The organism is Flavobacterium sp. W22_SRS_FK3 (assembly GCF_052113665.1).
GTDB lineage: Bacteria > Bacteroidota > Bacteroidia > Flavobacteriales > Flavobacteriaceae > Flavobacterium.
The window spans coordinates 281382-296770 of sequence record NZ_JBGQOF010000004.1; the positions used below are offsets into that span (position 1 = coordinate 281382).

12 protein-coding genes are annotated in these 15389 nt (G+C 36.1%); 1 reads left to right on the top strand and 11 read right to left on the bottom strand.

Annotation, left to right across the window (positions count from 1 at the left end):
* Positions 1-23: 23 nt before the first annotated feature.
* The 6 genes from ACEN2I_RS05860 to ACEN2I_RS05885 all read right to left on the bottom strand — a co-directional run bounded on the left by ACEN2I_RS05860 (position 24) and on the right by ACEN2I_RS05885 (position 7160).
* Positions 24-1154, bottom strand: a complete 1131-nt coding sequence (locus tag ACEN2I_RS05860) for a glycosylase (RefSeq protein ID WP_441765156.1) — start codon at positions 1152-1154, stop codon at positions 24-26.
* A gap of 98 nt (positions 1155-1252) precedes the next feature.
* The gene (locus ACEN2I_RS05865; RefSeq protein ID WP_441765157.1) at positions 1253-2941 is read right to left on the bottom strand and encodes a hypothetical protein; all 1689 of its coding nucleotides are present in this window, start codon (positions 2939-2941) and stop codon (positions 1253-1255) included.
* Positions 2942-3137: 196 nt separating this feature from the next.
* Positions 3138-5321, bottom strand: a complete 2184-nt coding sequence (locus tag ACEN2I_RS05870; protein WP_441765158.1) for an alpha-L-rhamnosidase-related protein — start codon at positions 5319-5321, stop codon at positions 3138-3140.
* 445 nt (positions 5322-5766) lie between these two features.
* A complete protein-coding gene (locus tag ACEN2I_RS05875) occupies positions 5767-5964 on the bottom strand; it encodes a hypothetical protein (RefSeq protein ID WP_441765159.1) in 198 nt (65 codons plus the stop codon).
* Positions 5965-6011: 47 nt separating this feature from the next.
* On the bottom strand, positions 6012-6284 hold the full coding sequence (locus ACEN2I_RS05880) for a hypothetical protein (protein ID WP_441765160.1): 273 nt from the start codon (positions 6282-6284) through the stop codon (positions 6012-6014).
* A gap of 84 nt (positions 6285-6368) precedes the next feature.
* Positions 6369-7160 carry an AraC family transcriptional regulator gene (locus ACEN2I_RS05885; protein WP_441765161.1) on the bottom strand — a complete coding sequence of 264 codons (792 nt, stop codon included), beginning with the start codon at positions 7158-7160 and terminating at the stop codon, positions 6369-6371.
* Between the two features lie 100 nt (positions 7161-7260).
* On the opposite strand from ACEN2I_RS05885, the gene ACEN2I_RS05890 reads away from it, so the two are divergent.
* Positions 7261-8487 (top strand): MFS transporter, encoded by a 1227-nt coding sequence (locus tag ACEN2I_RS05890; RefSeq protein WP_441765162.1) that lies wholly within the window; start codon positions 7261-7263, stop codon positions 8485-8487.
* Positions 8488-8633: 146 nt separating this feature from the next.
* Here ACEN2I_RS05890 and ACEN2I_RS05895 read toward each other — a convergent pair whose 3' ends face one another.
* The 5 genes from ACEN2I_RS05895 to ACEN2I_RS05915 form a co-directional block, all read right to left on the bottom strand.
* On the bottom strand, positions 8634-9068 hold the full coding sequence (locus ACEN2I_RS05895) for a MarR family winged helix-turn-helix transcriptional regulator (RefSeq protein ID WP_441765163.1): 435 nt from the start codon (positions 9066-9068) through the stop codon (positions 8634-8636).
* A 29-nt stretch (positions 9069-9097) separates the two neighbouring features.
* On the bottom strand, positions 9098-9730 hold the full coding sequence (locus ACEN2I_RS05900) for an NAD(P)H-dependent oxidoreductase (protein ID WP_441765164.1): 633 nt from the start codon (positions 9728-9730) through the stop codon (positions 9098-9100).
* 172 nt (positions 9731-9902) lie between these two features.
* Positions 9903-11489 carry a sodium:solute symporter family transporter gene (locus ACEN2I_RS05905; RefSeq protein ID WP_441765165.1) on the bottom strand — a complete coding sequence of 529 codons (1587 nt, stop codon included), beginning with the start codon at positions 11487-11489 and terminating at the stop codon, positions 9903-9905.
* Between the two features lie 2 nt (positions 11490-11491).
* Positions 11492-12571: a Gfo/Idh/MocA family protein gene (locus tag ACEN2I_RS05910; RefSeq protein ID WP_441765166.1), complete on the bottom strand. Its 1080-nt coding sequence runs from the start codon at positions 12569-12571 to the stop codon at positions 11492-11494.
* 120 nt (positions 12572-12691) lie between these two features.
* Positions 12692-15196, bottom strand: a complete 2505-nt coding sequence (locus tag ACEN2I_RS05915) for an L-rhamnose mutarotase (RefSeq protein WP_441765167.1) — start codon at positions 15194-15196, stop codon at positions 12692-12694.
* Positions 15197-15389 lie beyond the last annotated feature (193 nt).

Below are 15389 nucleotides of genomic sequence, written 5' to 3' on the forward strand. Positions count from 1 at the left end.
AAGTAGTATTTTAAATTTATTCATTATTTCTTCGCTTTTTTCTCTGGCGGAGCCACAAAATTCATTTCACTTTTTCCTAAATCTTTAGAAGTCGCGATTGCAATTCCTCTTTGTTCAGCTTTGTTAACCGCACAATAAAAATGATAAACAACTCCATCATGTTTTACAACAAAAGATTTGTGCGCAAACATATTATCATAGGGTTCTGATGACTCAATTAAATTTTCACCTTTCCAATCGTTCCAATGGATTAAATCGTTTGAAACTGCAAATCGGTTAAATGCACCTTGATCCCAACCCGTCCAAAAAGCGCCAAAATAGAACATCACCCAGGTATTGTTGATTCTTTGAATATATGCGTCACCTGTAATTCCTCTGTGGTTGTTGAGCACCGGATTTTTCCCGTAACGTTTCCAAGTTTTCATATCGTTTGAAACAGCCATTCCAATTCTTTCTGCTCCTTTTGCAGGATTTAAACTATCACCTCTTGCATTGTAGTACATAACAAAATTATGTCCAGTCAATTTCTCTTTGTCACGAATGACGCTGTTTTTATACATTGTACTATTGTCCCACCAGCTTACATCTTTGTCTTTTGGCGTTAAAACCGGATCGGGCAAACGTTCAAATTCGTGCAGTTTTGTTGGAGATTCTTTACTATATGCCATTCCGATAGATAAAACGCCAGCCTCATAACCAGTTGTGTTTCCTCCAAAATAACTCATCCAATATTTATCATCATACTTATTCCATTCGTATGAACCGCCCCAAGTGTAATCCTGCAAAGCAATATAACCCGCTTTTTGGTTCACGTCCCAAAGGGTTTCATCTTTCGAAAACGACATTACTTTACCTAAATGTTTCCAGTTTAATAAATCATCACTTTCTGCCAGCCAGGTTTCGTAGCCTCTTCCGTCGTAAATCAGGTAGGTCATAAACCATTTTCCGTCTTTTCTGAAAACACTCGGACAGTCCATTTTATAAGAGTTGTCGGTTGGAACCATTACCAAACCGTATTTGTAAGGCGTTTTGATTTCGTTGTAAATCTCCTGCATTACTGTTTCGTTGATTTCTCTTTTTTTGTATTTGGTGGCACAACTACTGATGAATGCAACTGTAATCGCAATTATGAGATACTTAATTGAGTTTTTCATTTATGGTTTATCTTAATAGTTTTTCGCAAAATGCGAAGTCGCAAAGTTTCTTTTCTCTTTATTCTTTATCCTATTCTCTTGCTTCTTTCCTCTTGGCTCTATTTCAATTCTTTCAATCTCGATTCCATTACCTCTTTATTCAATTTTACTTTTACCATTCCTGTGGGATGAAATCTTTTATTCAAATCGATGGCGTTGTACACAATTGTGTAAACGTCGTTTCCTTCGGGGATTAAACACAATGGCGTTCGCATAATATCCCACCATTTATCGACTTTGGTTTCTATAGGCAAATAGCGCGCTTCTCCCCAATTGATTCCGTCTTTTGAAAGTGTATATCCTATCATATTCGGTAAATGATGTCCCCATCCGTCAGGACCTCCATCAAAAATGGCGATGTACAAACCATTTGGCAACTGACTAACAATCGGATTTTCGACAAATAAAGGATGAATAGATTTTATCGGTTCCAATCCTTTATTCAATCTTGTCCAGGGACCTTCTAAACTATTGGATTCTGCCAAAGCAACAAACCAGCCTTTTCCTGACCTTTTAGGATAATCGGCCCAAGATGCAAACGGATATGCACCGCTGTAAAAGCCAAAATACTTATCGCCGACTTTATAAGGAAAAAAAGAAGCTACACCCTGACGCCCTTCCCAAGGCTGTGAATCCAGTCCTGGTTCCATAATGATTCCGATATCTTTATACGGTCCTGCAATGCCATCAATGCCTTCTACCGTTGACTCGCAACGCCAAATTCTTCCAAAAGAATGATTTGGTTCTATTTCTTTGTGCACTGTGTAAGCCAAATAATAGCCGTACCATTTATTTTCTTTTTCACTAAAAACCGGCATATACGACCAAATTGCCGCACGACGATCGTTCATTGGATTATCATCTTCGGTAACAGCATAAGTTCCGCTGGCTTGTAGAATAGTAGATTCTCGTTTCCAATGAATGGCATCTTTACTGGTCCAATGACCAATTTTAGTTTTTACACGATCGTAATAATAATCGACTCCTTTTTCTCCTGCCCTTTCCGTTGGAAACATATGATAGGTTTCACCTGCTTTTATCACACGACCGCCTTCAAAACCTCCCTGAATAGCTTCTGTCCCCGGAAAACCTTCATCAATTACTGGTGCATTTTCGCCTCCAATAATATCAAAAAGAGGTTTTTCATCTGAAAATGCTTCTATAATAAAGGTAGGATTCCACAATTTCCCGTCAGGGAATTCGGCATTTCTAGAAACCAAATCCTGATTGCTTTTCACTGCGCCTAACACCACAAACAATCCTTTTGCATTTGGCAAAATAATGTGTGCCCCTTTTGAAAATGAAATAGCATAAACATTTACCGGTGGCAAACCAGTTACAGTCAATCCATTTTCCAAAACTAATTTGGCATTATCAGCAGCAGAAATTTGAAAATAATCTTTGTTGTCTTTTTCTTGAAAAACACCAATAAGCAATTGCGCATTTTCCTTGAATTTTAATTTCAAAGGGATATTCGTTCCGTTCTTGTAACTGTCAAATGGTAGTTTAACTCCTGTTAACCCTTGTAACTCGGGAGCAAGCTTAACAACATTGTGTTTGCTATTCGAAAAAACATGTGCATATTGAGTAGTCTTGAATGTCTTATAGTCAGACTTCACCAATTCAAAAGAAGCAGCTTGCCATCTCGAATTTTGTGCTTTTACTGAAAATTGAAAGCACATCAAAAACAACAATACACAAGTTATTGTTGAAGGATTAAAGTGGTATTTTTTCGTTTTTGAAAACATGGTTTATATTTTTTAAAGGCAACTTAATTTCTACAAACTTGTCATTCCGACGAAGCAGGAAACTTGATAAGAAACCCTGCAAAGTATTTCTAATCTTTGCGGAATATTTTCGCGGAGGTTTCTCGTTCCTCGAAATGAACTGGACATTAGAGACTATGGACTAAGAACTATTTACTATTTACTATTTAGTAAGAACTCAAATCGCTTTATAACTTACTTTATATTCCATATTTGGTTTTACCGTTAATTGGTATTTATTTTTAGCCAAAGTTGTAATGGTTCCTGAATTTGTTTTTGGCTTGCTTTTACTTTCAATGATTAACTTACCTTCGCCTTCAGCCGCTTTCACTTTGATTTCGGATTTGCTGACGTACAATGAAACTTCGCCTTTTGGAGTTGGCACTTTTCCTTCCATCCATTGCAATCCACCTAAATTTGGTTTGATTTCATATTCAGCATAACCTGGAGCAGTTGGTTTTACACCCAAATAGTATTTTCCCAACAAATAAATTGGACTGGAACCCCAGGCGTGACAAAGACTTTTTCCGTAAGGACGTCCATACATTGCTAAATGTTCCGCTCCTTTTTTGTTTGGATTGTATTCTTCCCAAAAGGAAGTTGCTCCCTCTTTTAACATGCCGCCCCAATAGTCTTTCATTTCTTTCAACACATAATGTTGTTCTCCCATAGCGCACAAGGCTTCCAACTCATAAAAACGCATATAGGGTGTTGTAATTTGTAGTACATCATCATTGAGCAACACTTTCTTTTTTATACTTTGTTTCTGTTCTTCATCAAAATAATTGAAGAAAATGCCAAACATATTAGCGTATCTGGTGACAATATTCTGCATTTTACCATTGATACGCTGGTGCTTCATAACATTTTCTTTTTTATCCCAAAACACATCAAATAATTTAGTTTTTAAATCATCTGCTAATTTTTGATATTCTTTTTGATCTTCATTTTTGCCTGCAATTTCAGCGCTGACTGCCATGGCTTCTAAACTTCTCGCTAATAGCATTTGCTCAAAACTAACTTCACCTGTTTTAGGTAATCCGTCTGCCCAATCAATAAAAACCCAATCGCCTTCTAATGGTTCCAGGAATCCGTTTTTATTTCTTCTTTCCAAGCAGAAATCCATAAGCGATTTCATTCGTGGATAAAATGTTTTGATGAATTTCGTATCGCCCGTGTGTAAATAATAGTCGTAAACACCTACAAACCAATATAGCGAATAATCCATGATGATATTAATATGAGCCGTCACAGGTTCTTTACCACGAAGTGCCAACAAGGTTCGTTCTACGGAAGCCGAATCAAAGAACAAATAATAATTCATTAAATAACTTTGATACGCATCGCCAGACCAAACCCAGCGGTCACGCTTAATTCCGTCTATAAAAAATTCACGAGTTGTTAAATGCATTGTGTACGCCGAGACATCCCAAATTTTATTCAATTGCTGGTCTGAAGATTTGAATGCGCCACGATAATCCAATGGTAAATATTCATACAGCATCGATATCGAATCATATTTCACTCCCGCGTCTGCCTGTACCTGAACATAACGGAAAGCTTTCGATCCGTCATGCGTGTAAGTTTCAGGCTGTTTTCCATCAAAAGATAAATGATCTAATGTTTCGCATTTGGCAGGATCCAAAGCTTCCTCACGGGATTCACCATAATAAAGCGCTACTTTACCTTTTCCTTTTAGTCCATGAATTTTAATATAACCAAAAGTTTCTTTACCAAAATCTACCAACTGACCAGCACCTGTTTTTTCTGTTTTCTTAGCACTCAAAGGTTTAGTTGTTAGTCTAAAACCTGAAGGTTTATTTTCCGGGGAATTAAAATTCCAGGAACCAACAGGTACCCATGGTGTACCGGATTGTTGAGCTTTTCCAGTTTCATCAATCCAAAGTTTATCTTCGTTGGTCACCTGCCAAGAGGCATTCGATTTAACATATTGACCAGAAATATAAACGGCAGGCAACACTTCCTGATTATACACTTTAAAGGAAATCTTGTGTTTTCCGGCAGGAATTTTTATCGATTTCGGCTGCCCGTAAACCTGAACACCGTCTAAAAGTAATTGAAAAGGTCCTTCAGAGTAGATTTTTACCTCATCCAGTTCCGGAATATCAACTTCTGTTTGAAAAGTTACCAGTGCATAAGGACTGTAATATTGCCAAAGTGGTGGAAATACCGCTTCGCGTTCTGTACGTCTCACCTGCATTTTATTGCTTAACCAAATTTCGAAATCGCCTGGATACCAAATCCAGGTAGCAGCCTTATTTTCCTGAGCAAATACAAGTGCTGAAGAAAATAAAACTATAAAAACAAATAATTTTTTGAAATTTGGAAATCGATTTCTCATATAAAGATATTTGGGCCTAAAGATAAGTGTTATTTTTACATTTTACAACCTGTACTGTCATGTTTAACAACTTCATTTAACTCAAAATATATCTTGGAGATAATTTTATGTGTATTTTTTTATACAATTTATCAAATTTTAAATGAATTTTGATTGAAGTCGTAATTTGTTGTCAGATTTATCATTCAGTGGTTTGGAAAAGTTTGGCAATAAAAAATGCTTCTCGGTTTGGAGGAGCATTTTCGAATATCAATGAAACTATGTTGAACTAAAATTAATTTAAAAAAGATAGAATTGAGTTGATTAACTTTGTGTACGAGCTAGAAGCTCGCACTAGCTGGGAACCTAAGTATTTATTATCATACTCATTTTATGAATATCGATTTTGATGTTGGAAAAACTGATGCAGCAGACTTTTTTTCAAAACTTGTTAAACTATTATCCATTACCCTAAAACTAAATCCTCACTTGCTAATTTTACCTTTGGTTTTCCCAATTTTATCACAGCTTCTTTTACCTTAATTTGATCTTCTTTTGAAAGAAAAACTGGTATCAATATCGCTATTTCTATTTTTAATAACCTATTGATAATAATTAAATCTTTTAAAGTAAATGGTTTAATACCGTTCATACGTTCTGACATATGCGTCTTGCTTTTATGACCCAAAATGGAACCTAGGTTTTCCTGAGTTAAATCAAATTCCTTAAGTTTTTTCTGATGGCTTGTTTTCTGTTTTCCAGAAATATTCTTTCTAATTCAGCAATATGCTCCGATTTGTCGCTTTCTAACAGTTTAGCATCGTCAATTTTGTCAACATTACTCCATTCTGCATTTTCATATTTTTCAATCAGATTACGAAGTTTTGTTCTTAGGTTTTTAAAATGAAGATCTTCCTTGGCAAGGATTCTTAATTTTCTGTCTGCAATAAGAGCTCTGTCATAATCCAATTCATTTGTGATCATGCCTAAAAAAACGCCTCCTTAAAAGGAAAGCGTTCTCATTATATTTGCTTCATAAACTACCTAATTATTTTTTTACTTCTAATTTTAATCCTCCAAAATATAATTAGAAGGTGTCGTACCTAAATGTTTTTTAAACATATAAATAAAAGCGCTGGCCGTTTCATAACCCAGATCGAGTGCTATTTCTTTTATGGGTTGTTTTTCGCCTAAACGTTTTATGGCTTCCAATAATTTTAAACGCGTGCGCCAATCGCTAAAATTCATTCCCAACTCTTTAATGAATAATCTGGATAAAGTTCTGGTGCTCATAAAAGAAATTTCGGCATAATACTCTATCGTATTTTTACTGGCAACATCATTGAGTAAAAGATCCACTACTTTTTGTAATCTTTCATGATTTGTTGTAGGTAAAAAAGTTTTGCTTGGCTGAATTAAAGCTAATTCATCTAGAAAAACATCGATGATTCTTCCTTGTGAAGTAGTTAGATTTCCTTTGGTTCCAAAAGAAATTACTTTAAAAATCAACTGTTTTAAAAACATCGAAATATCAAAAGAAAAACTGTTTAAAGGTAATTCTTTCATTGCCGACGGATCGATAAAAACGCTATAATAGTTAACGTCTTTCTGAAAAGTAACCTGATGTTCAACGCCACCCGGAAGCCACAAACCCTGTAACGGATTCACGACCCAAATATGATTGCCTACTACTACATTCATTACGCCTCGGGTAGCATAAATAAGCTGTCCTCTGGGATGTGAGTGCGAGATACACATTTCATTATTAACCATTTCAGTATAACCTATAACAGGTATAGATGGATTTAATTGGTATCCATAATTCTGTGCTAATCGATATGTCCGAATTTGGTTATTCATTGTCCAAATATAGTAATTCTGACATTGTATTTCTTTTAACCTTTGTTAAAAATAATACAGCTATTGTTTTTAACCTATTTAAAAATCAAAAAAATAACTCATGGAAACCATTAAAGCAAATCCTGATATACTTAAAAAAACTACCTATTCGATCTTATTCATGATCAGCTTTTCACATTTAATTAATGACCTTTTACAGACTGTAGTGCCTTCAATCTATCCACTGATTAAGGAAAATTTTAATTTAAGTTTTTCTCAAATCGGGATTATCACTTTTACTTATCAAATCGTTGCTTCTATCTTACAGCCATTCGTGGGAATGTATACTGATAAAAATTCAAAACCTTATTCGTTGATAGTGGGTATGTGTTTTACCATGACCGGACTTTTTCTGGTTTCGATTGCTTCCAGCTTTACTTATTTATTATTATCTGTGAGTTTAATTGGTATCGGATCATCTATATTTCATCCGGAATCTTCGAGAGTGGCTCATTTAGCATCAGGCGGAAAAAAAGGATTGGCGCAGTCTATTTTTCAGTTAGGAGGAAATGCAGGAAGTGCCATGGGTCCCTTATTGGCAGCATTTATCATTATTCCACATGGACAATCTTATGTAGCTTGGTTTTGTATTATTGCTCTTATTGGTATTTTTGTTTTGTATAAAATTGCCATTTGGTATAGTGATCATTTATCTTTAAGAAATGCTAATAAAGCATCGCATCAAATTGAAACACATCATTTATCTAAAAGAACAGTGACTTTTTCGCTTATCCTTTTATTAGTCCTTATTTTTTCTAAATACTTCTATATGAGCAGCATTACAAGTTATTACACCTTCTTTCTTATTGATAAATTTCATATCAGTATTCAGCAGTCTCAAATATATTTATTTTTATTTTCGGGAGCTGTTGCCGCTGGAACCCTGATTGGCGGACCTATCGGTGACCGTTTTGGAAGAAAATATGTAATCTGGACTTCTATTTTAGGTGTCGCTCCGTTTACCATGCTGTTGCCATATGTTTCCCTATTTTGGGTGGGAACATTATCAGTCATCATTGGTTTGATTCTTTCTTCGGCATTCTCTGCAATTTTAGTTTATGCAACTGAATTAATGCCGGGAAAAGTAGGTTTGGTTGCTGGTCTTTTCTTCGGATTTGCTTTTGGAATGGGCGGTTTGGGATCGGCAGTTTTAGGGAAAATCGCTGATGCTACCAGTATTGAATATGTTTTTAAGATTTGTGCTTTTCTCCCTTTAATTGGTGCCATTACCGGATTTTTGCCAAATATTGAAAGCAAAAAAAAAACTAATAAAAAAAAATATAGTTAATCCTCATCCTTATATTTATCTCATTATCCTTTTAAATTTGCCAATCCCCTAAAAACAAAAAATCTGTCTCAAAAAAGAGACAGATTTTTTTATGGTTCTAACAAATCAAACTTAAATTTCCGACGAAACAAATTCTAAAAAATATGCTACAGTAGAATTTTACCGGATATTTTCTGAATGCATTTTTTAATTTCGATGAGATCTTCTTCGGATAAATTTAGTTTTTCCTGAATTTGTCCCGGAATTTCACAGGCTTTATTTTGCAGATTTTTTCCTGTTTCGCTCAAAAAAATTTCAACAACTCTTTCGTCTTCTTTTTTTCGTTCTCTGCTTATAAAATTCTTATTTTCGAGTCTTTTGAGCAATGGCGTTAAGGTTCCGCTATCGAGATAGAGTTTTTCTCCAATTTGATTCACCGTCTGTCCATCTTGTTCCCAAAGCACCATTAAAACCAAATATTGCGAATACGTAATATCCAGCTCATCTAAAAATGGCCGGTACAAACCCGTAATTTCTTTAGCAATCGCATACAGCGGGAAACATAACTGTTGGTCTAACAGTAAAGATTTTGAATTATCCATATCATTGACGACTAAATAAATCGAAAATATTATTTTTTGATTATAAATTCCTCCATCGGAATTCTGACTTTTTTCATGTGAGAAAGCCAGTCGTTTGGTTCATCTCGATAACCTAAGTACAATAGGGTTACGCTTTTTAAACCCAGTGCCCGTAATCCTAAAATTTCGTCTACAGCCTCATTGCTGAATCCTTCGGCTGGTGTAGAATCAATTTTTAATTCGGCTGCCTGCGCCATGGCCAAACCAAGTGCAATATAAGTTTGTCTAGAGGTGTGAGCAAAATGCTGTTCAGGAGTTTGTGCTCCATAGATTTCTTTAATTTTATCGGTATAACTGCTAAAACGGCCTCTTGGCAATCCTCTCACGTCAGTATGTAAATCGTAAACTTTGTCGATTTTTTCAGGAGTGTAACTATCCCAGGCCGCAAAAATCAAAACATGAGAACAATCTCTCATCACTTCCGGATTTAATGCTCCGTCTACCATTTTTTCTTTTAACTGCTGATTTTCGACTACAATTACCCGAAAAGGCTGAAGCCCTGATGAAGTTGGAGCTAATCTAGCAGCTTCTAAAATTTTATGAAGATCTTGCTCTGATACTTTTTTAGACGCATCATATGCTTTTACAGCGTGTCTCCAGTTTAAGTCATCTAATAATGCCATTATTTTTATTTTAAAATTAACTACTTATTCAAATTTTGTATGGAGTTAAATTATTTTAAACCCAATTTCAAAATTAAAGCAAAATTAAATTGCGTACAATTTAATTTTGCCAAATTTATTTTAAAAACGGAAGGCATCACTTTTAGAAAAGGTTCTTTTTAAACCAAACCAATTAATTTCCATTAAAAACCAAATACAAAATAACCATTACAACTGAAAGAAACAACCATAACATTTTGACTTGCTTATCCGGTTTAGCTTCTGGATTGATTCGTAAAAGGGTATGATGGTCTTTTTGTCCGGCTTTATCACAAATAGAAACCAGATAAATCAGTACCGAAAGTGCAACAAAGATATAAAACGACAATAACAGGAAATGTGGCCAATTATAAGTTCCATTTGGAAAAACCCATAAATACAGAACCCCCGTCCCTAAACTGATGAAAGTTCCTAAAGTCAGGGTTAAATTAGCAGCTTTAGTGGTGGTTTTATTCCAAAGTACGCCAAACAAAAATACTACGGACATTGGCGGAGCGATAAAGCCTAATACTGACTGAAAAATGTCGAAAAGATTTAAGCCTTTAATGCTGTCAATTCCTAAAGTGATAAAAACAGATAAAAGAGAACCGAATAGCACTACGAGTCTTCCTGTTTTAACAATTGTTTTTTGAGTAGCTTCGGGATAGTATTTTTTTACATAAATATCCATAGTAAAAACGGTACTGAGGGAATTCAAAGCAGAACCAATTGTACTAATTAAAGCAGCAATCAAAACTACAATAATCAAACCTCTCAAACCTGCTGGAAACAATTGGGTTACCATTGTCATATAAGCTTCATCTGGATTTTTCAATTGTGGAAAAAGGACAAAACAAACAATTCCAGGCAAAATGAATAAAGGAACATCTAATATTTTTAACCAGCCAATAAAGTTGGCTCCAAGCTGTCCCTCTTTTAAATTTTTAGCTCCCAAAACGGACTGTACCATGGATTGATCGGTACACCAAAACCAAACTCCCATGACAGGATATCCTAATACAATAGCAATCCATGGATAATTTTTATCATCGTCAGGAAGCAATAAATTCCAGTAAGAACCCGGAGTATTAGTATAAACAGCTTCTAATCCTCCTGCTTTTTCAACGCCCATAACGACCAATAATAAGGAAACACCAATCAGCAATAACATCTGAAAAACATTGGTATAGGCAATAGCTTTTAGTCCGCCTGCTGCAGCGAAAAAACCAGAAAGAATTACCATTAAAATAACCGAAAGATACATCGGTAAATCCAATAATTGTTTGATCAATACACCGCCTGCAAACAAAGTCAATGACAGCCACGAAATTAAAATTGTAATTAAGGTGTACCATGCCAGAATGTTTCGGGTAGAATCACCAAAACGTTTTCCCATAAATTCCGGAAGCGTCAGTACTTTTGCACCTAAATATCTTGGTGAGAAGACCACTGCCAAAAGCAGTATAAAGACAAAGGCATACCAGGCAAAATTCCCGGCAACAATACCCGTAGTAAAACCTACACTTGCCGAAGCAATCAACATAGAAGGTCCCACATTGGTTCCCCACATATTCAAACCGATGCTACCCCAGCCCAAAGTATTTCCTGCTAAAAAGAGACTTTCATCTGTTTTTTTATTCTTTATAAAAGAAACATAATAACCAAAAACTACTAATACTAACAGATAGCCAACTATAATAATATAATCGACAGGTTCTAAAAAACTACTGATTTTACCCATAATTAGCTATTTGACATTGGAACATTAAACTCTTCCAAAATTGAAGCGATCTTAACGGGCAAACCTGTTTTTAATGAACGATCCATTGCCTGTAATAATGCGACGGTTCCGATTCCTTCTTCCATATCCGGATAAGCAGTAAAATCTTGTTCGATGCTGTCTGCAAAATAATCCAGATAATTTTGGTATTCTCCGGCGTGATGACTTTGTCCTTCAAAACGGAAATAATGTTTTAAAGTGCTATCACCCCACGTGATTACTTTTTCTTCTCCTGTTTTGTCCGTAATCGCATAACGTAGTTCGTGATAATCGGACTGACTCGCTCCTTCGGTTGCTCTTAGGATCGTACTCATTCCGCTGTCGCGCTGGGTTGGCTGTGTTGGTGAAGTATAGACACCGCTTACTCTGGCAATTCTTCCATCAGTTGCTTTGAAAATAAAATGCATGGTGTCTTCGTTTTTCAAACCTGCCACGCTTCCATTGCTGCTGATCATTCCGTAACCCATCACTTCTTCAATATTGGGCAAATACCAACGGATGAAATCAACCGGGTGACTTAAGCCGCCATAGAGCCATTTGAATGACTGTAGCAACGACCATTCTTTCTTTAAAAACCATCTGTGATCGGCGTGATAATGGGCTTCGATAGTAATTAGATCGCCTATTAATCCGGCTTCAAAATCGGCCCTTTGTCTTTTAGCTGGTTCAAAAAACCGGGAACTCTGACCAATAAAAACCTTTTTTCCTGTGTTTTTGCTTAACTCCAATAGTTTGTTGGCGTCTGCAAGATTATCTATAAAAGGCTTCGTGCAAATCACATGCTTTCCGTGCAATAAAGCTTGTTTGACATGTTCGGCGTGGAGATGATCAGGCGTATATATAGCGAGGATATCTATAGATTCATCTTTTAATAAATCGTCGTAATTGGTTGTGTACGAATGGAAATCAAATTCCTTTGCTCTTTGCTGGCACAATTCCTCATTTCTGTCGCATACTTTTACGAGCTCTAATTTTGAACTCGATAAAGCGGCTGACATCGTGCTTCGACCTTCTCCAAGTCCTAGAATGGCTATTTTTAACATTGGTTATTGTATATTTTAAGTAGTTAGTTGTATTTTTTTTCCACGAAGATTACGGAGATTTTTCTTTGTTCTTTATTCTTTCTTCTATTTTCTCTTCTATTTTCTCTTCTATTTTCTCTTCTAAATCTTCTTCAAAAACACCCAGGTTTCATCCGGTTTTGTGCCTTCTATTCCGGTTTGGTATTTTTTCATTAAGGCATTCCAATCGCTTACACGCGGATTGTTTTCGGTAGTTTTTGGATTCAGTTTATTCAGATTTTCTCCTTTCGGAATACTGATGACCAGCATCAATTGTCTTCCGTTTTTGAAAACCTGCAATTGCTGAAAATCGGCATTACAGAAACCTTTGGCAATTTCCGGCCACTTTTCGAATTGGGTGGTGTGGTAATCTACATATTCTTTTTGCATTTTTTCATCTGCGACCAGATTCGCAGTCAGGACAATATTTTCCCATTCGGAAACAGGTTTTGAATCTTTGCATCTTTCGAACTTCTGAAAGTCGTAAACCGGATTTTCGTAGATTTTAATTTCTAATGCTGGAAAAGCCAGAGCCAGTTTTCGTTTTGTTCTTTCCGGCTGATTCATCAAACCGTAAATTACCAAATGATTTTGCCATTGGTACAATTCTTCGTCTACAATTCTGAAACCTTTGATGGTAGATTTGATTTTTTCGATATCCAGATCATTCCCAATTACTTCTATGACAACTGGTTTTGGCATTTCCTGTAAACCCCAGGTCTCGTCAATCACCACTTCTTTCGTCAGTAAACTCTTGTATGGTGCACGGATTCCTGCGTTTTCCTTAATTTTCGGATCAACAAAAGCATAGTTATCCTGCCAGATATTTCCTTTTGGTCCATTGTTATTTTTCAGGATTTTCTGAATCGGAATCCAGTTGTTTTTAATCGTAAAGCCCTGGCTTCCTTCATCCGTATACAAGTATAGCCATAAAAACGGATCGTGCGCATACGGACTGTTGTACACTTTATCAATATAATTCTCTTCTATTCTGCTATCAGGCTGTGATGAAAGTGTATAAATTCCGGCTACATCATGCAGGTGTTTGGCGTAATGATGAATTTTGTTTCGCTGAATTTTATTGTTTCGCATCACGTTGTCGGTGTGCGTCCAGCCCCAACCCATCGAAATTCCGCTATAGGCAACATCCGAAATTTCGTTGTGTTCGATCGTCAGATTCTTTATGAAACCAGCTGCAATTCCCAGACATCCCCAGTCTTCATTGGCAACATTGGTAATCAGGTTATCCGAAATCAATTCATCTGAACAAACGACTCTTTCGTCTTTGACGGTATAAGGCAAATGTGCCTCAAAAGCTTCTTCGGAAAAAACGCCCAGATTGATTCCGTTGCCGCCTATATCTTTGAATAAATTTCCTTTGACGATATTATGATTCGTTCCTTTATGCAAATCCAATCCTGTAGAAGACAAATGCTCAAAAGTACAAGATTCGAAAATTGTATTGTTGGCATAATTTACCTCAACGGCAGCTCTCGGTCTGCCAATCCAACCCTGATTTTCTAAACTCGCCTGATTGGGAGTTCCCGGAATTTTCAATTTATAGGCATCCAACAAATACATTCCGGCCTGCAACGGAACGTGGCCTTGCTGAGAAGGACGAAGCCAGTTGCTGTACTGAAACGAAATTCCTTTGAAATTAAAATGATGCACGGGAGTATCCAAAGTACCTTCGACTTTGAGCAAATTTTCCAAAACCGGAACTGTTACTTTTGCAGAAGTTAAATTCTCACCTACTCTTGGAATATAATAAATCTTAGCTTTTTTTCTATCCAGATACCACTCTCCGGGTTCATTCAGCATCGAAATCCCATTGTTTAAATAGAAAGCTGAATTTCCATTGTTTTTTGAAATCCAGGGCGCTGGCCAGGGGTGTTCACTTTGAATTTTACTTTCAGGTTGTTCGAAAGAAAGTCTGGCACTGTCTTTTTTTACTTCTATATCTTTGATTCGAAGATTGGCAGTCGCCCACCATTGCACAATAAACATTTCCATTCCGGGTTCGAACTTAATCCCCTTATCTTTATAAGGAATCCAACAAGTTTCTGTTGCAGAATCCCATGATAAAATTCTGTCCATTTCATTTCCAGAAGTACTTTTAGCTCTGACAGCTTTTTTTCCATTCACCCACAATTGTCGGTAATTGATAATTTCACCTGCAATTTCAGGAGCATCGGCTTCCCAGACGATTCCTTTTTTTAATCCGTTGATGGAAATTGCAGCTTTTTTCCAATTTTTGATTTCGAATCCGCCACTTAAGATTGGTTTGGCATTTACGTCAGCTTCTATTATAGTAGGACTTTCAGCCGTTCCGGAATCTTCAGGTCTTATAAATAAGGGTTCGTTTAAATAATAGGTTCCGTTCATTATGATGATGTGGATTCCATCTTTTATAGAAGCATCTTTCAGACGGCGTAATTCTCTGGCTTTTCTCACAGCCATCTGAACCGTCGCTAGCGGACTCGATTTTGTTCCAAGATTAGTGTCTTTCCCTTGAGGAGAAACCCAAATTTCAGCAGCGCTCAATGAGAATGTGCTAAAGGTTATCAAAAAGATAATTAAAACTTTGGTAAAAGTATTTAAACGCATTTTTTCTTTTTTATGTAGTAGTAAGCTTTGCATTTCTTAAAAATAATTCGGCTGAAAATAAATGTATTTTACACACTTTTAGCAAATAATGGGTACAATTTAAAGGAACATAAAAATATATGTGTCCTGTACCCTCCTGCATTTCTTCAAACTGGCTATTATTTTATTCATTAAATTATAAAAAGATTGCGAC

What these genes read in the sequence shown, in the direction of transcription:
- ACEN2I_RS05890 (WP_441765162.1), top strand. Translation starts at nt 7,261, where the DNA reads ATGGAAACCATTAAAGCAAATCCTGATATACTTAAAAAAACTACCTAT.
- ACEN2I_RS05865 (WP_441765157.1), bottom strand. Translation starts at nt 2,941, where the DNA reads ATGTTTTCAAAAACGAAAAAATACCACTTTAATCCTTCAACAATAACT.
- ACEN2I_RS05895 (WP_441765163.1), bottom strand. Translation starts at nt 9,068, where the DNA reads ATGGATAATTCAAAATCTTTACTGTTAGACCAACAGTTATGTTTCCCG.
- ACEN2I_RS05875 (WP_441765159.1), bottom strand. Translation starts at nt 5,964, where the DNA reads ATGTCAGAACGTATGAACGGTATTAAACCATTTACTTTAAAAGATTTA.
- ACEN2I_RS05860 (WP_441765156.1), bottom strand. Translation starts at nt 1,154, where the DNA reads ATGAAAAACTCAATTAAGTATCTCATAATTGCGATTACAGTTGCATTC.
- ACEN2I_RS05880 (WP_441765160.1), bottom strand. Translation starts at nt 6,284, where the DNA reads ATGATCACAAATGAATTGGATTATGACAGAGCTCTTATTGCAGACAGA.
- ACEN2I_RS05905 (WP_441765165.1), bottom strand. Translation starts at nt 11,489, where the DNA reads ATGGGTAAAATCAGTAGTTTTTTAGAACCTGTCGATTATATTATTATA.
- ACEN2I_RS05885 (WP_441765161.1), bottom strand. Translation starts at nt 7,160, where the DNA reads ATGAATAACCAAATTCGGACATATCGATTAGCACAGAATTATGGATAC.
- ACEN2I_RS05900 (WP_441765164.1), bottom strand. Translation starts at nt 9,730, where the DNA reads ATGGCATTATTAGATGACTTAAACTGGAGACACGCTGTAAAAGCATAT.
- ACEN2I_RS05870 (WP_441765158.1), bottom strand. Translation starts at nt 5,321, where the DNA reads ATGAGAAATCGATTTCCAAATTTCAAAAAATTATTTGTTTTTATAGTT.
- ACEN2I_RS05915 (WP_441765167.1), bottom strand. Translation starts at nt 15,196, where the DNA reads ATGCGTTTAAATACTTTTACCAAAGTTTTAATTATCTTTTTGATAACC.
- ACEN2I_RS05910 (WP_441765166.1), bottom strand. Translation starts at nt 12,571, where the DNA reads ATGTTAAAAATAGCCATTCTAGGACTTGGAGAAGGTCGAAGCACGATG.